Origin of the sequence: Aestuariimicrobium sp. Y1814 (assembly GCF_050113895.1) — a bacterium.
GTDB lineage: Bacteria > Actinomycetota > Actinomycetes > Propionibacteriales > Propionibacteriaceae > Aestuariimicrobium.
This window is the reverse complement of the sequence record NZ_JBNJRW010000004.1, coordinates 1-17984: the sequence shown is the minus strand read 5'-3', so window position 1 is coordinate 17984 and position 17984 is coordinate 1. Positions and strand designations below refer to the sequence as shown.

General features: G+C 69.1%; 17 protein-coding genes and 4 tRNA genes. 8 read left to right on the top strand and 13 right to left on the bottom strand.

What is annotated here, in order from left to right:
- The first annotated feature begins 119 nt into the window (after positions 1-119).
- The 3 genes from ACQE3C_RS05945 (at position 120) to ACQE3C_RS05935 (ending at position 2787) form a co-directional block, all read left to right on the top strand.
- Positions 120-329: a DUF3073 domain-containing protein gene (locus ACQE3C_RS05945; RefSeq protein WP_434538261.1), complete on the top strand. Its 210-nt coding sequence runs from the start codon at positions 120-122 to the stop codon at positions 327-329.
- An 88-nt stretch (positions 330-417) separates the two neighbouring features.
- On the top strand, positions 418-1443 hold the full coding sequence (locus ACQE3C_RS05940) for an alpha/beta hydrolase (protein WP_434538260.1): 1026 nt from the start codon (positions 418-420) through the stop codon (positions 1441-1443).
- 12 nt (positions 1444-1455) lie between these two features.
- Entirely contained in the window at positions 1456-2787 is a 1332-nt protein-coding gene (locus ACQE3C_RS05935) for an NAD(P)/FAD-dependent oxidoreductase (RefSeq protein WP_434538259.1), read from the top strand.
- 162 nt (positions 2788-2949) lie between these two features.
- Here the strand turns inward: ACQE3C_RS05935 and ACQE3C_RS05930 are convergent, their stop codons facing one another.
- Positions 2950-3669 carry a hypothetical protein gene (locus ACQE3C_RS05930; RefSeq protein WP_434538258.1) on the bottom strand — a complete coding sequence of 240 codons (720 nt, stop codon included), beginning with the start codon at positions 3667-3669 and terminating at the stop codon, positions 2950-2952.
- 269 nt (positions 3670-3938) lie between these two features.
- Here ACQE3C_RS05930 and ACQE3C_RS05925 point away from each other — a divergent pair.
- Both ACQE3C_RS05925 and ACQE3C_RS05920 read left to right on the top strand, forming a co-directional pair.
- Positions 3939-4012 (top strand) — tRNA-Asp (locus ACQE3C_RS05925).
- Between the two features lie 50 nt (positions 4013-4062).
- Positions 4063-4136, top strand: a tRNA-Phe gene (locus ACQE3C_RS05920).
- Positions 4137-4326: 190 nt separating this feature from the next.
- Here ACQE3C_RS05920 and ACQE3C_RS05915 read toward each other — a convergent pair.
- From ACQE3C_RS05915 to ACQE3C_RS05885, 7 genes are all read right to left on the bottom strand, one after another.
- Entirely contained in the window at positions 4327-4605 is a 279-nt protein-coding gene (locus ACQE3C_RS05915) for a hypothetical protein (RefSeq protein ID WP_434538257.1), read from the bottom strand.
- The gene (locus tag ACQE3C_RS05910; RefSeq protein ID WP_434538256.1) at positions 4602-4805 is read right to left on the bottom strand and encodes a hypothetical protein; all 204 of its coding nucleotides are present in this window, start codon (positions 4803-4805) and stop codon (positions 4602-4604) included. Before ACQE3C_RS05910 ends, ACQE3C_RS05915 begins: the two co-directional genes overlap by 4 nt.
- A gap of 190 nt (positions 4806-4995) precedes the next feature.
- A tRNA-Glu gene (locus ACQE3C_RS05905) sits at positions 4996-5068 on the bottom strand.
- Between the two features lie 153 nt (positions 5069-5221).
- Positions 5222-6616: an SH3 domain-containing protein gene (locus tag ACQE3C_RS05900; protein ID WP_434538255.1), complete on the bottom strand. Its 1395-nt coding sequence runs from the start codon at positions 6614-6616 to the stop codon at positions 5222-5224.
- A 381-nt stretch (positions 6617-6997) separates the two neighbouring features.
- Positions 6998-7732: a hypothetical protein gene (locus tag ACQE3C_RS05895; RefSeq protein WP_434538254.1), complete on the bottom strand. Its 735-nt coding sequence runs from the start codon at positions 7730-7732 to the stop codon at positions 6998-7000.
- Between the two features lie 33 nt (positions 7733-7765).
- Entirely contained in the window at positions 7766-9013 is a 1248-nt protein-coding gene (locus ACQE3C_RS05890) for a hypothetical protein (protein WP_434538253.1), read from the bottom strand.
- A gap of 269 nt (positions 9014-9282) precedes the next feature.
- Positions 9283-9355 (bottom strand) — tRNA-Lys (locus ACQE3C_RS05885).
- 142 nt (positions 9356-9497) lie between these two features.
- On the opposite strand from ACQE3C_RS05885, the gene ACQE3C_RS05880 reads away from it, so the two are divergent.
- A complete protein-coding gene (locus tag ACQE3C_RS05880) occupies positions 9498-10238 on the top strand; it encodes an HAD-IIA family hydrolase (protein ID WP_434538252.1) in 741 nt (246 codons plus the stop codon).
- Between the two features lie 42 nt (positions 10239-10280).
- Here the strand turns inward: ACQE3C_RS05880 and ACQE3C_RS05875 are convergent, their stop codons facing one another.
- The gene (locus ACQE3C_RS05875) at positions 10281-11786 is read right to left on the bottom strand and encodes a patatin-like phospholipase family protein (protein WP_434538251.1); all 1506 of its coding nucleotides are present in this window, start codon (positions 11784-11786) and stop codon (positions 10281-10283) included.
- 86 nt (positions 11787-11872) lie between these two features.
- Between ACQE3C_RS05875 and ACQE3C_RS05870 the strand changes: the two genes are divergently transcribed.
- Positions 11873-12808 (top strand): cation diffusion facilitator family transporter, encoded by a 936-nt coding sequence (locus ACQE3C_RS05870; protein WP_434538250.1) that lies wholly within the window; start codon positions 11873-11875, stop codon positions 12806-12808.
- A gap of 38 nt (positions 12809-12846) precedes the next feature.
- Here ACQE3C_RS05870 and ACQE3C_RS05865 read toward each other — a convergent pair whose 3' ends face one another.
- From ACQE3C_RS05865 to ACQE3C_RS05855, 3 genes are all read right to left on the bottom strand, one after another.
- On the bottom strand, positions 12847-14088 hold the full coding sequence (locus tag ACQE3C_RS05865; protein ID WP_434538477.1) for a galactokinase family protein: 1242 nt from the start codon (positions 14086-14088) through the stop codon (positions 12847-12849).
- A 2-nt stretch (positions 14089-14090) separates the two neighbouring features.
- Entirely contained in the window at positions 14091-14927 is an 837-nt protein-coding gene (locus ACQE3C_RS05860) for a nucleotidyltransferase family protein (protein WP_434538249.1), read from the bottom strand.
- Positions 14928-15031: 104 nt separating this feature from the next.
- Complete coding sequence (locus ACQE3C_RS05855; RefSeq protein ID WP_434538248.1) at positions 15032-15553, bottom strand: PRC-barrel domain-containing protein; 522 nt, start codon at positions 15551-15553, stop codon at positions 15032-15034.
- Between the two features lie 86 nt (positions 15554-15639).
- Here ACQE3C_RS05855 and ACQE3C_RS05850 point away from each other — a divergent pair, with 86 nt between their 5' ends.
- Complete coding sequence (locus ACQE3C_RS05850; RefSeq protein WP_434538247.1) at positions 15640-16509, top strand: DUF1345 domain-containing protein; 870 nt, start codon at positions 15640-15642, stop codon at positions 16507-16509.
- A gap of 10 nt (positions 16510-16519) precedes the next feature.
- Here ACQE3C_RS05850 and ACQE3C_RS05845 read toward each other — a convergent pair whose 3' ends face one another.
- On the bottom strand, positions 16520-17737 hold the full coding sequence (locus ACQE3C_RS05845) for an IS110 family transposase (protein WP_434537930.1): 1218 nt from the start codon (positions 17735-17737) through the stop codon (positions 16520-16522).
- Positions 17738-17984: the final 247 nt, after the last annotated feature.

Sequence of the window (17984 nt, the reverse complement as noted above, 5' to 3'; positions counted from 1 at the left end):
GTGCGGTCCCGCAGGTCGGGTCTGCTTTGGCTGGGTGCCCCGGCTCTAGTACCCTTGCTCTCACGATAGGACTACCAATTCCGCGATTACCGCGATGACACAGCGAGGGGGTCGACCCAATGGGGCGCGGCCGTGCAAAGGCGAAGCAGACCAAAGTCGCACGAGATCTCAAGTATCGAACCGTCGACACGGACTTTGCTTCCTTGGAGCGAGAGCTCCGCAGTGAATCGTCAACCGCTTCGGGCGGCTACTACGACGAGCCGGACTACAGCCAGCTCGCCGAGGCCTACGATGACGACGACTCCGACGACGAGGACGATCCTCGCTGAACAGTGAGCCGCTGCGCTCCACTGTTCGTCCACGTTGACCAGCCCCGGGTTGACCAGCCCCGGACCGCGCCGCGCTACTGTCATGGCCATGTCCACCTGGAATGACGGGGCCGACGGCCCGCCCGGGGACCAGTGGGTCCCCGACGAGCTGTTGGCAGGCTATGACTACCTCAGCCTGCACCTGGCCGACCCCGTGCTGGCGGCCGGTGAACCGGCCGACACCCAGGTCAGCGCCGGGCTCATGCGACGCAACCCGCCTCGGCGACGGCGGGCCGTGCTGTACCTGCACGGCTGGAGCGACTACTTCTTCCAGACGTGGCTCGCCGACTACTTCGACGAGCAGGGGTTCGACTTCTACGCCCTCGAGCTGCGCCGCTACGGGCGTGACCTGCGCGAGGGGCAGCTCGGCGGCTACACCACCGACCTGACCGAGTACTACGAGGAGATCGACCTCGCCTTCGACCTGCTGGGGCGTGACCACGACACGATCACCCTGATGGGGCACTCGACCGGCGGGCTGGTGGCCTCGCTGTGGGCCCACGAGCGGCCCGGCCGGGCCCACGGGCTGATCCTGAACTCGCCGTGGCTCGACTTCCAGGGTTCGCCGGTGCTGCGTTCGGCCGCGGCCATGTTGGCCAAGAGCGTCGTCAAGGACGTCAACCGGGCCGCCCGGACGATCCCGTTGCCGGACTCGAACACCTACCTGCGCTCGATCCACTCGTCCATGGACGGGGAGTGGGACTTCGACTTGTCGATCAAGCGCAACCCGGCATTCACGATTCGTCCGGGGTGGTTGACCGCGATCGCGGTGGGCCACGAGCGGGTGCGGGCCGGCCTGGAGATCGACACCCCGGTGCTGGCGATGCTGAGCCGGCGCTCGGACTTCAAACGCACCTGGCATGACGGCCAAATGACCGCCGACACCGTGTTGGACGTGCACAAGCTTGCTCGGCGCTGTCACCAGCTGGGGCCCAACGTCACCATCGTGCGGATCAATGACGGACTGCATGACCTAGTCCTGTCGAGGTCGGACGTGCGCGCGGAGGTGTTCGACTCGATGACCCGGTGGATGCGGGCATGGTTGCCGGAGAAGGTGTTGGACGTCGAAGCGTGACACAATTCACGTATGCCGAACAATTTGGGACGCGTTGTCGTGGTCGGTGGCGGATTCGCCGGCCTCGCGGCGACGACAAAGCTGACTCAGGCCGGATTCCACGTCACCCTCGTGGACCGGCACCCGTACACCACCTTCCAGCCGCTGCTGTACCAGGTGGCCACCGGAGGGCTGAACCCGGGTGACATCACCTACGCCTTGCGCCGCTTCGTCAGCAACCAGAAGGGCCACCTCGGCCACTTCCGGCGCGGCACCGTGACGGGCATCGACACCGAGAACAAGATCGTCCATGTCACCCGCGGTGAAGACCTGCCCTACGACTACCTGGTGCTCTCGCAGGGCGTCGGGGCCGGCTACTTCGGCATTGAGGGTGCCGCCGAGCACACCCGTTCGATCTACACCCGTGGCGCGGCCATCGAGGTGCGCGACATCATCTTCAGCGGCCTGGAGCACCTGGCCAGCGCCAAGGACCCCGACCGCCGCTTCACGGTCGCCATCGTCGGCGGTGGCCCCACCGGTGTCGAGATGGCCGGCGCCCTGGCCGAGATGAAGTCCGAGGGGCTCCCGGTGCTCTACCCCGAGCTGCACATCGACGCGTTCCGGGTGGTCATGGTCGAGATGAGCGACACGCTGCTCGGCCCCTTCGACGCCAAGCTGCGCGACTACACCATCGACGAGCTGCGCCTGCGTGGCGTGGACGTGCGCCTGAACACCGCCATCGAGAAGGTCGAGCCCGAGCAGGTCACCTTCAAGGGTGGCGCCACCATGGACGTCGACCTGGTCATCTGGGCTGCCGGTGTCGCCGCGCACCCCGTGGTCAATGACTGGGGGCTGCCCCAGGGTCGCGGCGGACGGATCCTGGTCGACGAGGACCTGCGCGTGCAGGGCTTCTCGGACGTCTTCGCCATCGGTGACGCCGCGCTGATCGAGAAGAACCCGCTGCCGCAGCTGGCCCAGCCGGCGCTGCAGCAGGGCAAGCATGTCGCCGAGCAGATCACCCACGTGCGCAACGGTGAGCCCACCGAACCGTTCGTCTACTTCGACCAAGGCACCATGGCTACCATCGCCCGCAACGCCGCGGTGGTGCAGACCGAGAAGATCGGCCCGGTGCCGGCGCTGAAGATGACCGGCTTCCTGGGTTGGCTGGTGTGGGTGGTCGTCCACCTGCGCAGCCTGCTCGGTGGGCGCAACCGCCTGCAGGCCATGATCAACATGGCCTTCCGCTACCTCAGCTGGCCCAAGTCGGCCACCGGCATCCAGGGTGACGTGGCCGATTCCCCGGCCGTGCAGGCCCGCAGCGGGGTGCGCGCCGAGCAGGCGGACGAGGACGACGGCGGCGAGTAGTTCGTCCGGGTTCGGGCCCGAAAATTGCAATTGCCCCTGAACGGTGCACTTGCCCCTGTTCACACGGGGGCAAGTGCGCCGTTCAGGGGCATTCTTGCGTCGGGCCCGGCCCCGGTGCGCGGCCCGGCGTATGGCCTCAGCGTCCGGCCTCAGCGTCCGGCCTCAGCTCCAGGACGGGGGCTGCTGGCCGCGCTGGGGCTGCGATGACTGCTGCGGCGGCTGCTGGCCCCAGGGCTGGCCACCCTGGACGGGGGGCTGCTGCTGCGGAGCCTGCCACTGCTGCGGCTGCGCGGGCGCCTGGCCCGGCTGCTGGCCGTACCAGGACTGGGCTGCGGTCTGGTCGATGGTTTCCAGCTTGCGCGCCTTCGAGTATCGGACGAGGCCCTGGATGATGATCACCACGCCGAAGATCGGCAACACGTAGAACAAGCGGTCCGCGAAGATGAGCATGATCACGGTGAACACGATCATGCCGATACCGGTGGCCAGGGCAGTGATCAGGTACTTGCGGGCCGAGCCCTGCGGGGCAGCGGCGGGCGCGGGCGCCGGGGTGTACGGCGCGGGTGCCTGCTGCTGGGGAGCCTGGGGCTGCTGCTGGCCGTACTGGCCGGGCGACTGCTGGGACTGGGCCGGCTGTCCGTACTGGCTGGCGGACTGCTGGGAGTAGGGCTGCTGCCCGTACTGGCCGGGGGACTGCTGCGAGTAGGGCTGCTGCGGCGCGGACGGCTGGGACTGGGCCGGCTGTCCGTACTGGCTGGCGGACTGCAGGGAGTAGGGCTGCTGCCCGTACTGGCCGGGGGACTGCTGCGAGTAGGGCTGCTGTCCCGGCGACTGTTGAGACCGCGGTTGCTGGTTCCACTGGTCATTCGGGTACTGGGACATCTGTCTTCCTCACGTGGGGCGGTTGCTGCTCGGAACAGGCTACGGCACCAGTGGGGCGCCGGCGTCTGCAGACGCGGGGCCGGGCTGCAGACGCGGGGCCGCGCTGGAGACCGCCTCCTGGTCGCGTCCTCGTCCGGCTCGATGCTCGCCTGACAAGCAGAATTGGCCCCCGGACGAGGGGTCCGGGTTCCCGATTTCACAATCAGTTCCAACGTCGGTATAGTTCTTCAAGCTGCCTCACTGAGAGGCGGCAGCCTTAGGGCCACCAAGGCCCCGTAGCGCAGTTGGTTAGCGCGCCGCCCTGTCACGGCGGAGGTCGCGGGTTCGAGTCCCGTCGGGGTCGCTGAAGCGGTGATGGTCTCATCACCGCTTTTGCGTTGGATCACCCAACACGGCCAGGTAGCTCAGCTGGTAGCAGCGTTCGCCTGAAAAGTGAAAGGTCGCCGGTTCGAACCCGGCCCTGGCCACCCAATCATTTCCCTCCGGGACTTCCCCGGGCAGGGAGCCGGACCTCGCCTCGTCCGAGGAGCCCTCACCTCATCGGCGGTGGCTGGCCCCGGCAGGACGCACTGCAGGCGATGGCCCACATCCCCACCGCGCAGCCGGGTCAACCCGGTGGCGGCGTGGCGGAACCGTCGCCTGCGTCGGACGAATCGCTCAGTGCTCGTCGTAGTGGTCTGCGTGCGCGGCGTGCTTGTGCCCGTCGTGGACGTAGTCGACGTGGTCGCCGTGTTCGACGGCCTCGTGCCCGCAGTCGGTGCCGTGTTCGTGCTCGCCGGTGGTGTGCTCAGCCTTCACCTCGGTGCTGGTCATGCTGCCTCCTTCGGGTCGCTCGGGTGGCTGCAGGTCGAACAGTGCAGCGCCGCCCGTCGGCAGGCGTGCGGCGAGTTCGGCCAGGACTGCGGCCCGCTCCCCGGCGTCGAAGTGTCCGATCACGCCGAGCAGGACCGCTTCGCCCAGTCGCGGCGGCAGCGTGGCAGAGAAGAAGTCCTCCGTCGCACGGTCACCCGGTCGAACCAGTCCGTCGGGTCCAGGTGCGGCAGCAGGGCGTCCAGTGCGGCGACCTGTCCCGCGCGGGCGGGTGCGTTGAACAAGTCGTAGGCACCGGCCGGCGCGGCATAGGGGTCTGGCGTCATTGCCTGCTGCTTTCTCTCGCGGCCACCAAGGATGGCGGCACGCTCATGGTATTGAGAATCAGAGTCATCGCCAACGACGGGGGCCGGACGACGGCTGCGGTGGTGCCCCACGCCCGGGCGGAGCCTGTCAGGGGCCGGGCCCAAAACGACGAACTGCCGGAACCTGGACGAGGTTCCGGCAGTTCTTTCGTATCCCCAACGGGATTCGAACCCGCGCTGCCGCCTTGAAAGGGCGGTGTCCTAGGCCGCTAAACGATGGGGACGCGACTGCAAGAGCATAGTCGATATGGGGCCCGCGCCCCAAAAGACACCGCTGGGCCGAGGTGGCATCCCCACCTCGGCCCAGCCGGTTCAGGTGCCTGTCACGCCGTGGTCAGTCCTCGACCAAGCGACCAGGCCCTGCGTCCGGACGCAGCTCACAGCCCCTTGGTGGTCACGTGGACGTGGTCCTTGTGGTTGGCGGTGGCGCTGCCGCGGTTGGCCATGGTGCGCCAGCCTTCCTTGTCCCGGGCGACGTTCCAGATCTTCTGGTCGAAGATCACGTACTGGATGTCCAGGGAAGCGGCATTGGCCCGCAGGTAGTTGGCGATCTCCCAGCCCCGGGCCTTGCCGGCGCTGGTGCTCCACTGGGGCAGCATGATGTCGACCGCATGGCCACTGGGGTGGTCGGGCAGGGCGTCGGGACGAACACCGTAGAAGGTGGTCAGGCCCCAGCGCGAGGCCACGACGTTGACGATGTTGCGGGCGCTCGGCTTGAGGCCGTTGAGGCCGATGGAGCCCTTGAGGTCGATCGTGCCGCCGGTGTTCCCGCCGCCGGAGCCGCTGCCACCGCCGCTGTTGCCGCTGCTGGGGGTGCTCGACAGGTAGGCCGCCGAGACCCAGCGGGTGGCGCCGTTGTAGTTGATCTCGGCGAAGCCGTTCTTCACCGTGCCGGTGATCTTCAGTGCAGTGCCCTGGGCGACCGTGGTGACCAGCGCGTAGTTGGTCCCGGCCCCGGTGCGCACGTTCAGGGCGGTGGTGGCGTAGCGGGTGCCGATCTCTGCGGGGAGCTTCTCCGGTTCGGGGTTCGGGGTGCTGCCGACAGCGCTCACATAGGCGGACGTGACCCACACCCGGGCCCCGCGCCAGACGACCTCGGTCAGGTGGCCGGCCAGCTGTCCGGTGGCCGGCAGGACCGTGCCGTTGGGAATGGCGGTGTAGCCGGCGATGCTTCGTCCGCTCTGGTTGCGCACGGCCAGCGCGGCGGTGGCCTTCACCGACGAGGTGGTGGTGATCGAGCCACCACCGGACGACTGGGCCTGGCCCAGGTAGGTCGAGGAGACCCAGGCGCGGGAGCCGTCGTGCAGGATCTGGGTGAAGTCACCCGAGACCAACCCGGTGCGCTCAACCTTGGTGCCCTTGGCCAGGGTGGTGATGATCCTGTACTTGATGGTCGGGCCGGTGCGCACGTTCAGCGGTTCGGTCGTCCAGGCGGCACTCGTGTCGCCGGACTTCGTGGTGGCGGCCGAGTTCTCGCTCGCCTTGGCCCCGGTGAGGTAGTTCGCCGAGATGTAGGCGGTCCGCGAGCCGTACTTGACTGGGACCCAGCCTGCCGTGATGGCGCCGACCTGGGTCAGCTTGTTGCCCGCGTAGAGCACACCCAGGATGGATGCACTGGTGCTCGGCGAGGTACGAATATTGACCGCCGTGGTGGCCGTGACGGCCCCATAGTTGGCGATGGCGTCGGGGCTGAGCGCGATGCTGGCGACGGCCAATGAGGCCGTCACCCCCATCGCGGCAGCCCCTGCCTGCATCTTCCTGGTGAATTTCACAGCAAGCTCCCGTGTCGGGGGCCTTCCCGGGCCCCCGTAGTGGATGGTGTGTCGGGCGGACCACCAGACGTCTTCCCCGGGGTCGCCCCCACGCCTGAGCGGTAGTCCGCCGACGCGGGGAATCTAGGCCCCCCGACAAATGCGGCTCAACCAGATCTCCAAGGTCACCCCCAGCGGGCAGGGTGAACTACAGGAATGGAATTACAACATTGTGATTGCTGCCTGTGTGGGTGCGCTGATCTGCTGTTGACTAGGGATTTCGTGGTGTTGGGGAGGCGTTCGCCCGCCCGTCGCCGGGCTGGATCTGACAGCGAAATGTTTCCTGAAAATGCATTCTCAGAAACCGGACGAGTGTCTCAACACTCACTTGACAGTTCAGGTTCAGGTTCGGGGATGGACTGGGGTCGGTCCCCCCGGGGCGCCGACCAGCCCGGGGGTCGCCTGGGCCGGCGGTGCGACCAGGACCGTCTCGTCCAGCCCCGCGACCACCACCAGCGCCCGGCCGTAGACCGAGTGGGGCAGGTAGCCTGACTGCAGGTCGGCCCGCGGCACCCCGGTCGCCCCGGTGAGCCCGGCGACCTGCTGGCAGACCTCGGCGTCGGCGTGCAGGGGGATCGCCTCGATGATGCCGCGTTCAACGTTGATGCTCATCACGTCGAGCACCTCGGGGTCGAAGCTCGGGGCGACGAGCACAATTCCCGACTTCTGCTGCGAGGCGCGTTCCAGGGTGTCCAGCACTTCGCGCAGGCTGCCGATCCCCTCGGGGCAGACCATCACCAGCGGCCCGCGCAGGATGGCCCGCTGCGGCTCCGAGGTGGTCGCCAGCCGGTCGTCGGCCAGGACGGCGCTCACCGTGTGGGTGTGGTCACCGGCCAGGTCCTCGGCCAGGGTGGCCTGCTCGTCCTCGGTCAGGGGGTGGCGCCGGGGCCGGTCGTCCGGGGCAGGTTCGGGGACGTACTCGGGGACCGGTGCGTCAGCCATGGCCGGGCCACGATCGGGGGCCTGGGTCATGGCGGCCTCGATGCGCTGCTTCGATCGCCAGTCGGCGAAGGCGGCGATGGCCAGGGCGATGATGCCGCCCACCACGATGATGACCACGCCGAGTGTGCCGTCCATGCCTCAAGCCTGCCACGACAGGGTTAGGTCGGCTCAGGCCAGGGCCACCAGGTTGGTCAGGCCCACCGAGAGCTGGGAGGCCGGGCCGAAGGCCCCGTTGCCGCGGTGCGGGTAGAGCCACAGCGTGCCGTCGTTGCGCAGGGCCACCAGGTCACGCCGGGCGTCGCGGGTGAGGTCACCTGGCGAGCTCAGCAGGGTCATCGACTGCCAGTTCCTGCCGATCTGGTGCACGGCCACAATCGAGCCGTTCTCGATGGAATAGCGCAGCAGGGCACCGTCCTGGGTCACCGCCAGCAGGTCGGGCACCTGGTCCCCGCTGGCATCGCCCACGCTGGCGGCCAGGCGGATGCCCTGCCACCCCGACCCGATCACCGCCGCGCCAGTCAGCAGCCCACCGGCGGGGTCCATGCTGTCGGTCGGGAAGGAGTAGCGCAGCAGGTCACCGGTGCGCGAGCGGGCGAGCAGGTCGGGCAGCGCGTCGCCGGTGATGTCCGGCATGACGGTGAGCAGTTCCACCTCGCCGAACCCGCGCCCGATCAGCCGTGGTGCGCCGAACTCACCGCCGGCCAGGCCGCGGTAGAGCCACAAGGTGCCGTCGTTGCGCCGGGCGACCAGTTCACTGATGAGATCGCCGTCGATGTCGGGCACCATCGAGACCCAGGTGTGGGCCAGCCACCCCTGGCCGGTGGCATGCGGCTGGCACAATCGGGCGCCGCGCACGGGGTAGAGCAGCAGCGTCCCGGCATCGCTCAACGCCAGCAGGTCTGCCTGGCCGTTGCCGTCCTGGTCGCCGAGCAGGCTCGGACGACGCTCTCCCGGCAGGGTGACGGTGGGCATCGCGTCCGAGGGTGAACTGCCCAGCGTGGCCTGGGTCCAGGCGAGGACACTGCCGGGTTCGGGGCGGAAGGCCTTCGGGCCGCTCTGGGCGAAGGTGAAACCGCTGAACCCGCCGCGTGCGGTGGGGGTGGCGTGCCAGAAGGCCCAGTAGCGCTGGCCGTCGACGCTGGAGGGCACCCCATTGATCCTGGTGATGAAGGGGTCGCCCTCACCGCGGAAGCCCGCGCTCGCCAGTGCCGCCAGCCCGGTGGGGAACTCGGTCGCGCAGCCGGTCCAGGTGAGGCTGGTGACGGGCTGGACGACCACCCAGACGTTCCCCTCACGCAGGCAGTCGGTGCGCGGGTCCGCCACGGCCGGGGCGGCTGGCAGCAGGAATGAGGCCAGCGCCAGCAGGCATGCCAGCAGCCAGGCTCCAGCCCGGGGATGCGTGGCTGCTGGCTGCACTGTGTGCCCTTCGTCCGGCGTGCGTTCGTCTGGGTGCGCCACCATCCGCGGCGCAGCGGGCTGCCCGGGGACGACGGTCACATGGTCCCTGCGTACAAGGCTGTCCGGTTCGTGCCTCGTCACCGTATCCCGCGGGAGGGGCACTGTAAAGAGGTCCTCGTTCGGCTGGTTGCCCTGCTACGGTGCACTTGCCGCCGTTCCGGAACGTGGGCAAGTGCACCGTTGCGGGGTAGGTGGGAATGGCGCTGCACGAGCGGCTGTGAAATGGGTGCCCCCAGCGGGGCTCGAACCCGCGACCCAAGGATTAAAAGTCCCTTGCTCTGCCAACTGAGCTATAGGGGCGCGGCAATACTAGCGGCCTGCACACCTGTGCCGACACTCGCGCAGCGGCTGCACGTCGACCCTCAATGCCCCTTTCCGGGGTCGGTGCACCTAGGCTGGGGGTGTGCGTACTCCACGTGATATTGAATGTTGGCTCACTGACATGGACGGCGTGCTCGTCCATGAGAACAGTGCACTGCCCGGCGCTACCGAACTGTTGAACCGCTGGGTGGACACCTCCCACCGGTTCCTGGTCCTGACGAACAACTCGATCTTCACCCCGCGTGACCTCTCCGCACGCCTCGAATCCTCGGGCATCACCGTGCCGGAGGAGAACCTGTGGACCTCGGCGATGGCCACCGCCGACTTCCTCGCCAAGCAGCAGCCCGGCGCCAAGTTGTCGGTCATCGGCGAGGCGGGCCTGACCACGGCCCTGCACTCGGCCGGGTTCATCATGACCGAGACCGACCCCGACTACGTGGTGCTGGGCGAGACCCGCACCTACTCCTTCGAGGCGATCACCGGCGCCATCCGCCACATCGACCGCGGGGCGAAGTTCATCGCCACCAACCCCGATGTGACCGGCCCCAGCCGGGACGGCCTGCTGCCCGCGACCGGCGCGGTGGCAGCCATGATCACCGCGGCCACCGGGCGCGCGCCCTACATCGTGGGCAAGCCCAACCCGATGATGTTCCGCTCGGCACTGAACAAGATCGAGGCACACTCCGAGACCACCGCGATGATCGGCGACCGCATGGACACCGACATCATCGCCGGCATGGAGGCGGGCCTGTTCACGATCCTGGTGCTGACCGGCATCACCACCCGCGAGGACATCGAGCGCTGGCCCTACCGTCCCAACCTCGTGCTCGAGAGCGTGGACGAACTCAACAGCCTCATCTGAGGCCACCCCTCCTGCGCGTCCCCGCGCAACACCCCCAGCGCCTCAGTGGCGCTGGGTCAGCCAGGTCGGCGGCAGCGTGACGTCTTCGACGTGCGGCTCCCAGTCGGCCCACCAGCTGCGCGCGTCCGCCGGCACCCGGGCCGAGTCGAGCAGTTCGAGCTGGTCGCGGACCAGGAACTTCACCCGGGCCAGCTCCAACAGGTTCGCCTCGACGTTCGGGTCGGCCAGCACCTGGCGTTCCAGTTCCAGGGCCTCCATCCGCAGTTCGATGACCTTGCGGTGCACGCTGGTCACGCTGCGCGGCAGGCCCAGGTGCGCCTCGGCGGCCCGCAGCCAGCCGTAGTCCCGGTTGATGCGCAGCAGTCCCGGGTCGACGGTGATGGCGTCGTGGACGAGCAGTTCCGGCTCCACCACCAGCGCTCCACTGCTGCGGGCGAGCGCGACCTCGTCGCGTTCGGCCTCGTCGGTCAGGATCTCTGCCGAGCGCATCAGGATGTGCAGCATCGACTTCGAGTCGAAGGAGTCGGCCCGCGGGTTCTCCGCCGGGGCCGAGACCACCACGAAGCACCGGTCCACCCCCAGCGGCCCGATGGCCATCTCGGCCGGTGTGGCCTCGCGGGTGCCACCGTCGACGTACCAGTCGTCGCCGATGCGCACCGGCGCGAAGACGCCGGGAATGCTGCACGAGGCCAGTACCCCGAGGCTGAGGTCGGCGACCGGGCTGTCGGGGATCGGGTTGTTGTCCCGGTCGACCATTTCACCGGTCTCGGTCATGTAGCGCAGTTCGCCCGACTCCAGGCCGACGATCGAGACCCGCACCGTGACCCCTGAGTTGCGGGTGCGTTCGGAACTGAAGAACTCCGAGTCCAGCAGGCGGGTCAGCACCCGGCCCGGGTGGTACATCGACCGGGAGGCATCGGCCCCGCGCAGGATCAGCGACAGGTCGCCCCCCGCGGTGCGCAGCCGCGGCAGCATCGACAACAGCGGCAGGATCACCTGCGGGCCCAACGCCTGCCCGGTCGGCTTCGGTTCGGTCAGGGCCACGTGCAGGGTCAGTTCGGCGCCGCTCAACTCGTCGGGGTCGACGACCTGCTCGTCCTCGTCGACCTCGGGCGCGCTGGGGGATCGCTTCGAGGAGAACCCCATCCGGGGCAGCGAGATGGACGCGGGTGGGCGCTGCGACTCCTGCTGGACCAGCGCCAGCCATTCGCTGCCGCGTTCCTGGAGTCGCTGGAACCAGGGGCGGGGGGTGAACATGTCGGTGCTGTGGCGCATGCCCAGCCACAGTTCCTCGACCCGGTCCAGGGCCTCGATCTGGCCCTCCCGGTCGAGCGACTGCGACAGCGCAGCCGTCAGGATGGAGCCGGCCGAGGTCCCCACCATCACGCTGGGCGCAATGCCGGCCCGGTCGTAGAGGTAGCGCAGCGCCCCGGTCTGGAAACTGGCCCGGGCACCACCCCCGCTGAGCACCAGCCCGTCGACTGGCACCTTGTCGGTGCTGCGGTTGATCCAGGACAGTGAGGGGAGCCCGCTCCACAGTCGCGCCATGCCGCCAGCCTAACGCGCCCCCGCGCCCCGACGATGGGACGAAGCCGACCGCACCCACCCGGACCGGGCGTGGGACAATACAAGGCGTGACTGATGTCAGTACCGAGACCCAGGCCGGCACGCGGCACTCCGCCCCCGTCGACCTGCGCAAGTACGCCTGGCTGTCGATCGCGGCCGCCCTGCTGACCATCCTGCTCAAGGGTGCGGCCTGGCAGGTCACCGGCTCGGTGGGCCTGCTCTCGGACGCCGCCGAGTCGCTGGTGAACCTGGTCGCCGCCGTGGTGGCGCTGATCGCGCTGACCGTGGCGATGCGCCCCCCGGACAAGAACCACCACTTCGGCCACTCCAAGGCCGAGTACTTCTCGGCCGCCACCGAGGGGATCATGATCATCGTGGCCGCCGGGGTGATCGTGGTCTCGTCGGTGCAGCGCTTCCTCAACCCGCAGCCGCTGGAACAGGTGGGCATCGGCCTGGCGATCTCGGTGGTCGCCTCGGTGATCAATGGCCTGGTCGGCCTGGTGCTGATCCGGGTCGGGCGGCGCCACCGCTCGATGACCCTGGTGGCCGACGGCAAGCACCTGTGGACCGACGTGGTCACCTCGATCGGCGTCATCATCGGGGTGGCGCTGGTCTGGCTGACCAAGTGGGACCGGCTCGACGCCATCGTCGCCTTCGCGGTGGCCATCAACATCTTGTTCACCGGCTGGAAGCTGCTGCGTGACTCCACCGAGGGCCTGATGGACATCTCCCTGCCCAAGGAGGACAACCAGGCCCTGCGCGGTGTGCTCGACCGGTTCCGCAGCGGCGAGATCGAGTTCCACGCCTACCGTACCCGTGAGTCCGGCCACCGCCGGTTCATGGAATGCCACATGCTGGTGCCCGGCGACTGGACGGTGCAGCAGGGCCACGACGCGATCGAGGACGTCACCGAGGCACTGCACGAGGTGATGCCCGAACTGCGCGTCCTGATCCACCTCGAGCCGATCGAGGACCCGCGCAGCTACGAGGACATCGAGGTCTGACCCCGGCCGCCACCCGGGCCGGGTGAGGCCCGCCCTCGTCAGATGATCGGACGAATGGGCCCGCCCGGACGGGTCAGGATGGTGCTCGCCGTGACCGCCTCGGCCGGGTACTGCACCGCGTAGCGGCCAAGCCAGTCCTCGGCGAAGGCGTCGGCACCCGCACTGGGCACCATCGCCCACACACTGCCCCCGAACCCGGCCCCGAAGCTGGTCGCGGCGACCGCACCCAGGGTGCGGGCCTGCTGGGCGAGGAACTCGGTCTGCGGCACCTGGTTGCCCAACAACGCCGAGGCCCGGTGCTGGGACTGGTCGACGGCCTCCCCGAAACCGGCCAGGTCCCCGGCGCCCAGCGCCTCGACGGCCCGGGGAATGATCTGTTCGGACTCGGCCACGAAGTGTTCCAACCGGCGCCGCAGGTAGTCCTCGTCCCCGGTCAGCGCCCGCAACTGCCCCAGCGCCTCGTCCGAACTGCGGACGGCCGCGGCCAGGCTCTCGTGCGGGCCGCTGCCGCGCTCGTCCGCACCGCTGTTCCAGCGGCGCAGGATCTCGGTGACCGCCAGTGCGGCCCGGTTGTACAGGTCGCGGGCGGCGCCGGTCTTCTCGGCAGCGACCCCGCTGACGGCCACCACGAAACTGTGGTCGGCCGGCATCGCCAGGCCGGCCTCCTCGCGGATCGGGCCGAACGAGAACAGCCCGAGGTGCCCGTCGCGGCAGCACAGCATCGCGGTGTGGTCCTCCGAGCCGCCGAAGGTGCCCACCCCGCGACGACCGGCCAGGTCGCCGAAGCTCATCCCGTTCTCGAAGCAGGCCAGGAACCCGGCCAGGTCTTCGGGGCCGTGGATGTGGCTGCGCCAGCGTGCGGTTTCCGTGAAGCCGTTGTACTCGGCCAGGCTGACCGCCAGCCCCACGACCAGCGCCGAACTGCTGCTCATGCCACTGGCCAGCGGCAGGTCGGAATCGATGGTGATCTCCACCGGGGCCAGTGGGGCGAAGTTCTCGAACAACCGGTCGACGACGGTCTGCAGGTAGTTGCCCCAGTGCCCGTCGGGCACGCTGAGCGGTTCGCCCGGGACGACCCGCAGGTCGCCGGGCAACGCGCCGGAACGGGCGGTGATGCCGTGCTTGGCCGGGATCAGGTTGACCCGCACCCCGCGGTCGACCGCGGCCAGCAGCGAACGGCCGCCCGCGTAGTCGGTGTGCTTGCCGAGCACTTCGATGCGCCCGGGCGCGAACCAGCCCAGGGGTTGCCCCAGGGGGGAGGCGTCGACGACGTTGGGCAGGCTCACAGGTGCGGTTCCCGGCCCACGAGCAGTGCCGCCACCTCACCGATGTCGAGCTTGGTCGACAGGTCGAGCACCCCGGCCTCCACCGGCACCACCAACACCCGTTCCCCGGCAGCCATCGCATCGCGGACCGCATCGACGATCTCGAGTTCACCGCGCGGTGAGGGCGCGACCTGCCCGCAGGCCGCCACCAGGGCGGGGGTGAACAGCCAGCAGTTCATCGACACCAGCGCCTCGTCACCGAGTCGGGCCAGGGTCTCGGCGTCCGGCTTCTCGTGGATGCCGGTCAACCAGTTGTCCTGGTCGCGGGTGAGCAGCGCAAACTTCGCCACGCGTTCGGCGGTGATGTTGGAGTTGGCGACCAGGGTGCCACGGTCGAACCCGAGGGTGGCCGAGCCGTCCACTGCGCGCAGCTTCTCGACCGCATAGGACGGGTAGTGGTTGTCGGCGTTGGTCACCAACACCCGCTCGTCGCCAGCGAAGTCGCGGGCCGCCCACACTGCATTGGCGGTGCCGAGGGGTTCGTCCTGCACGGCGTAGGTGACCTGCACCCGGTCGGTGCTCAGCGAGTCGTAGTAGTCACGCACCAACTGGTGTTCGGGGCCGATGACCAGGCACACCTCGTCGAAGCCGGCATCGGCCAGGTCGCTGATCACGTGGTCGAGGAAGGGTCGTCCGACTGAGACCATGCCCTTGACCCCGGCGTCGGCCACCGCCCGCTGCTCGCTGTTCAGGTGCGCCTCGTCGGCCTCGGCGCGCATGCGGGTGCCCAGGCCCCGCGACATCACGATGGCACGGTGCGGGGGGCGCTGGGGGGCGGGTGTCAGCTCGCTCATGAAGTGATCCTAGGGCGGTATGGGCGAGTCGTGGCGATGCGGCGTCGACGCGGGTGAGCGCTCGCTCAGGTCCACTGCCCGCCCGCCGGGTCAGTCTTCGTGGTTCAGTGTTCGTCGTCGAGGTCCACCGGACGATCGTCGTCGGCGAGAACCGAGTCTTCCTGCTGGGCGTCCTCGAGCAGGTCGGCCCCGTCCTTTTCGCTGACGACCTCGTCCTCGGCGTGCTCGCGCTGGAACTCCTCCTGGTCGGCCGGCGCGGCCCCGCGACCGGCCTCGGCCATCCGCTCCTGGTAGGCGGCCTGGATCTTCTCGGGCTCGTCCTCGGTGCCGTAGTAGGCCTGCAGCGCGTCCTCCTCGGCGACCGTCATCGGGGCCTCCGGGTCCTGCCGGGGGGCATCCTTGATGAACTCCTTGGTGAAGTCGACGTGCAGCACGCCGTCCTCGAGGCGGTGGTCAACCAGCGGGATGAAGCTCTCCTTGAGCCCGAACAGCCCGGTGCGCACGGTCACCCAGGACGGGCTCCCGGTCTCCTCGTCCAGGAACACCTGGCCGACGCCACCGACCTTCTCGCCATTGCTGTCGAACACGACGGCGTCGTAGTACTCGTCGAGGTTGATCTCAGTCATGTCAGAAAAACTAGCCTGCGCCGGGCCCCCGGGTGGCGTGGAACACCGAACTTGACCGAACCGTGGCCCGGTTAGGGTGGGGCATCATGTCACAGACGAGTCAGGCCACCCCGACCGCCGCCCCCGAGCGGGCGCCGGCGGCCCCCTCGCGGCGCCGGCAGGCCCGGGAACGCCGCCGTGCGCTGGTCGAGGGCCTGCCACGGCGCACCGCGCTGCTGGCCGAGGATGCCATTCGGGCGAACGTCTCGCTGCTGCCGATGGTGGTGGCGGCGCTGGTGGTCAACCCGACCCTGCCCCGGGAAACTTCGGCGGACGCGATCGTCTACTACATGGCCACCTTCGGTGGGTTCCTGGTCTGCTACGCCGTGCTGACCCTGGTGGCCTTCGTCGGCCTGCGCGGGACCACCCTGCGCCGGGCACTGGCCCTGTCGAAGCGCCGGGCCGTGCTGCGCCGCGAAACCAGCCGACTACCGTTCCTGTACCGGCGCCAGCGCCCCGACGACGTCGGCGGTGACGGTGCCATGTGGCCGGTCTTCCTGGCGATCATCGCCCTGCTGGCGGTCCTGGCGCTGCTGGTCGATCGCGGGTTGCGCAGCGATGTCGCCGGCGTGGTCAGCACGGTCATGCTGGTCACCGGCGCCTGGGGAGGCACCCTGATCGCCTACGCCCTGCACCTGGCCCGGATGGACCACAAGACCGGTGGGCTCCGCTTCCCGGGCGACCCGGCGTCCCCCGGCGACCCGGCTGCCTCGGACGACCCGGGCGGGGAGGACCGGGTCTTCGGTGACTACCTGTACCTGGGCCTGACCACCCAGGTCTCGTTCGGCCCCGGTGACGTGGCGGTCATCGCCCCGAGGATGCGCCGCACGATCGCCGGGCACATGTTCATCAGCTACCTGTTCAACACCCTGGTGGTGGCGATGATGGTCTCCCTGCTGGTCTCGGTGGCCGCCTGAGCGCCCTATGTCAAGCAGCCTTCGTCAGGAGGCTGTTGAGTCGGCCGTGTAGGTCGGGGTTGTAGGGCGTGTGGTCGTGCCAGCAGCGCCACAGGATCCTGGTCCAGTTTTGGGCCAGGATTCTTGCTGCGTGGGGGTGTCGGCAGCCGCGGGCTCGGGCGCGGTCGTAGGTGTCGCGTGCCCAGGCGTTCGCGCGGGGCGTGTCTTGGGCCCAGTCGACCAGTGCTGCCCGGAGTTGTTTGTTGCAGCCGCGTCGGTAGGCGACGTTGAGGTGCTTGCCGGACTGCCTGGTCGATGGTGCGACGCCGGCGGCTGCGGCGAGTGCTGGGGGGTCGGGGAACCTGGCCCGGCAGTCGCCGATCTCGGCCAGCAGGGTGGCTGCGCGGACGGTCCCGGCGCGGGGCAGGGACTGGAAGATCGGGCCGTCGGGGTGAGCCAGGAGTGCTTCCTTGATCCGGGCCTCGAGCCGGGCTTGTTCATCACGCAGGGTGGCGAGCAGATCAACGAGGGTCAGCACGATGACCTCGCTGGCTTCGGCTGCCGCGCCGCTGACGCGGCCGGTCGCAGCTTCGTGCAGGTGGTCGACCAGCCGGGTCGGGGTGTGGCGGCCGCAGTATGCGTTGGCCTTGAGCCAGTGCGCCATCCGCAGCTCGCTGAGCCAGGCTGCTTTGGCTTCGCTGGGGAATCGGCGCAGGAACGCCAGGCTGATGGGGATGTCGAGCTGGCTGAACAGGCCGATCGCGCCGGGGAAGTTGTGCTGCAGCACTGCGAGCAGTTGGTTGTGCACGGCGATCCGGTGATCGATCAGATCGTGGCGGGCGCGCACCAGCATCCGCAGCGCGATCGTCTGTTCGCTGTCTGGTTGCACGATCGCCCAGCGACCGGCGTCGGTGCGCAACGCGTCGGCCAGCACGAACGCGTCGAACCGGTCGTCCTTGTTCCCCGCGGAGCCGTAGCGGGCACGCAGTGACTTCACCTGCCGTGCACTGATCACGACGACTTCGAACCCGTCGCGGATCAGGTGCTCGACCACCGGTCCGTCGCCGCGCTCGATCCCGATCCGTTCCACGCCATGGCGACGCAGCAGGGTGGTGATCTTGGTCAACCCGGGCCGTGTGTGCGGCACGGTTGCTTCCTCGATGCGCTGTCCGTCGTCGTCGACGATGCACAGCGCGTGGTGCTGCCAGGACCAGTCGATCCCGGCGTAGGTGGGCGTAGCCTCAATCATGAGAGTGCTCCTTCCGTCAGCCCACGGATTCAGCACTCCGGTCCGGGACGTGACGGTCGGTCGCTCACTGAGGCGCTCCGGGACCTTGCCGGGTCCTTGGCGCATAGCCCTATGGCCGATCTGCGCGTCCCGGGCCACCGAGCCCTGCAACTCTCAGCCAGGTCGTCCCCGAAGGGCGACTCGCTCAGCCTGGCAGTGGCCCGATGGACCCGGGGTGCAGACAAGACGATTCGCCTCGTCCACCCCA

What these genes read in the sequence shown, in the direction of transcription:
- ACQE3C_RS05880 (WP_434538252.1), top strand. Translation starts at nt 9,498, where the DNA reads ATGGACGGCGTGCTCGTCCATGAGAACAGTGCACTGCCCGGCGCTACC.
- ACQE3C_RS05910 (WP_434538256.1), bottom strand. Translation starts at nt 4,805, where the DNA reads ATGACGCCAGACCCCTATGCCGCGCCGGCCGGTGCCTACGACTTGTTC.
- ACQE3C_RS05935 (WP_434538259.1), top strand. Translation starts at nt 1,456, where the DNA reads ATGCCGAACAATTTGGGACGCGTTGTCGTGGTCGGTGGCGGATTCGCC.
- ACQE3C_RS05855 (WP_434538248.1), bottom strand. Translation starts at nt 15,553, where the DNA reads ATGACTGAGATCAACCTCGACGAGTACTACGACGCCGTCGTGTTCGAC.
- ACQE3C_RS05895 (WP_434538254.1), bottom strand. Translation starts at nt 7,732, where the DNA reads ATGGACGGCACACTCGGCGTGGTCATCATCGTGGTGGGCGGCATCATC.
- ACQE3C_RS05850 (WP_434538247.1), top strand. Translation starts at nt 15,640, where the DNA reads ATGTCACAGACGAGTCAGGCCACCCCGACCGCCGCCCCCGAGCGGGCG.
- ACQE3C_RS05860 (WP_434538249.1), bottom strand. Translation starts at nt 14,927, where the DNA reads ATGAGCGAGCTGACACCCGCCCCCCAGCGCCCCCCGCACCGTGCCATC.
- ACQE3C_RS05845 (WP_434537930.1), bottom strand. Translation starts at nt 17,737, where the DNA reads ATGATTGAGGCTACGCCCACCTACGCCGGGATCGACTGGTCCTGGCAG.
- ACQE3C_RS05875 (WP_434538251.1), bottom strand. Translation starts at nt 11,786, where the DNA reads ATGGCGCGACTGTGGAGCGGGCTCCCCTCACTGTCCTGGATCAACCGC.
- ACQE3C_RS05945 (WP_434538261.1), top strand. Translation starts at nt 120, where the DNA reads ATGGGGCGCGGCCGTGCAAAGGCGAAGCAGACCAAAGTCGCACGAGAT.
- ACQE3C_RS05930 (WP_434538258.1), bottom strand. Translation starts at nt 3,669, where the DNA reads ATGTCCCAGTACCCGAATGACCAGTGGAACCAGCAACCGCGGTCTCAA.
- ACQE3C_RS05940 (WP_434538260.1), top strand. Translation starts at nt 418, where the DNA reads ATGTCCACCTGGAATGACGGGGCCGACGGCCCGCCCGGGGACCAGTGG.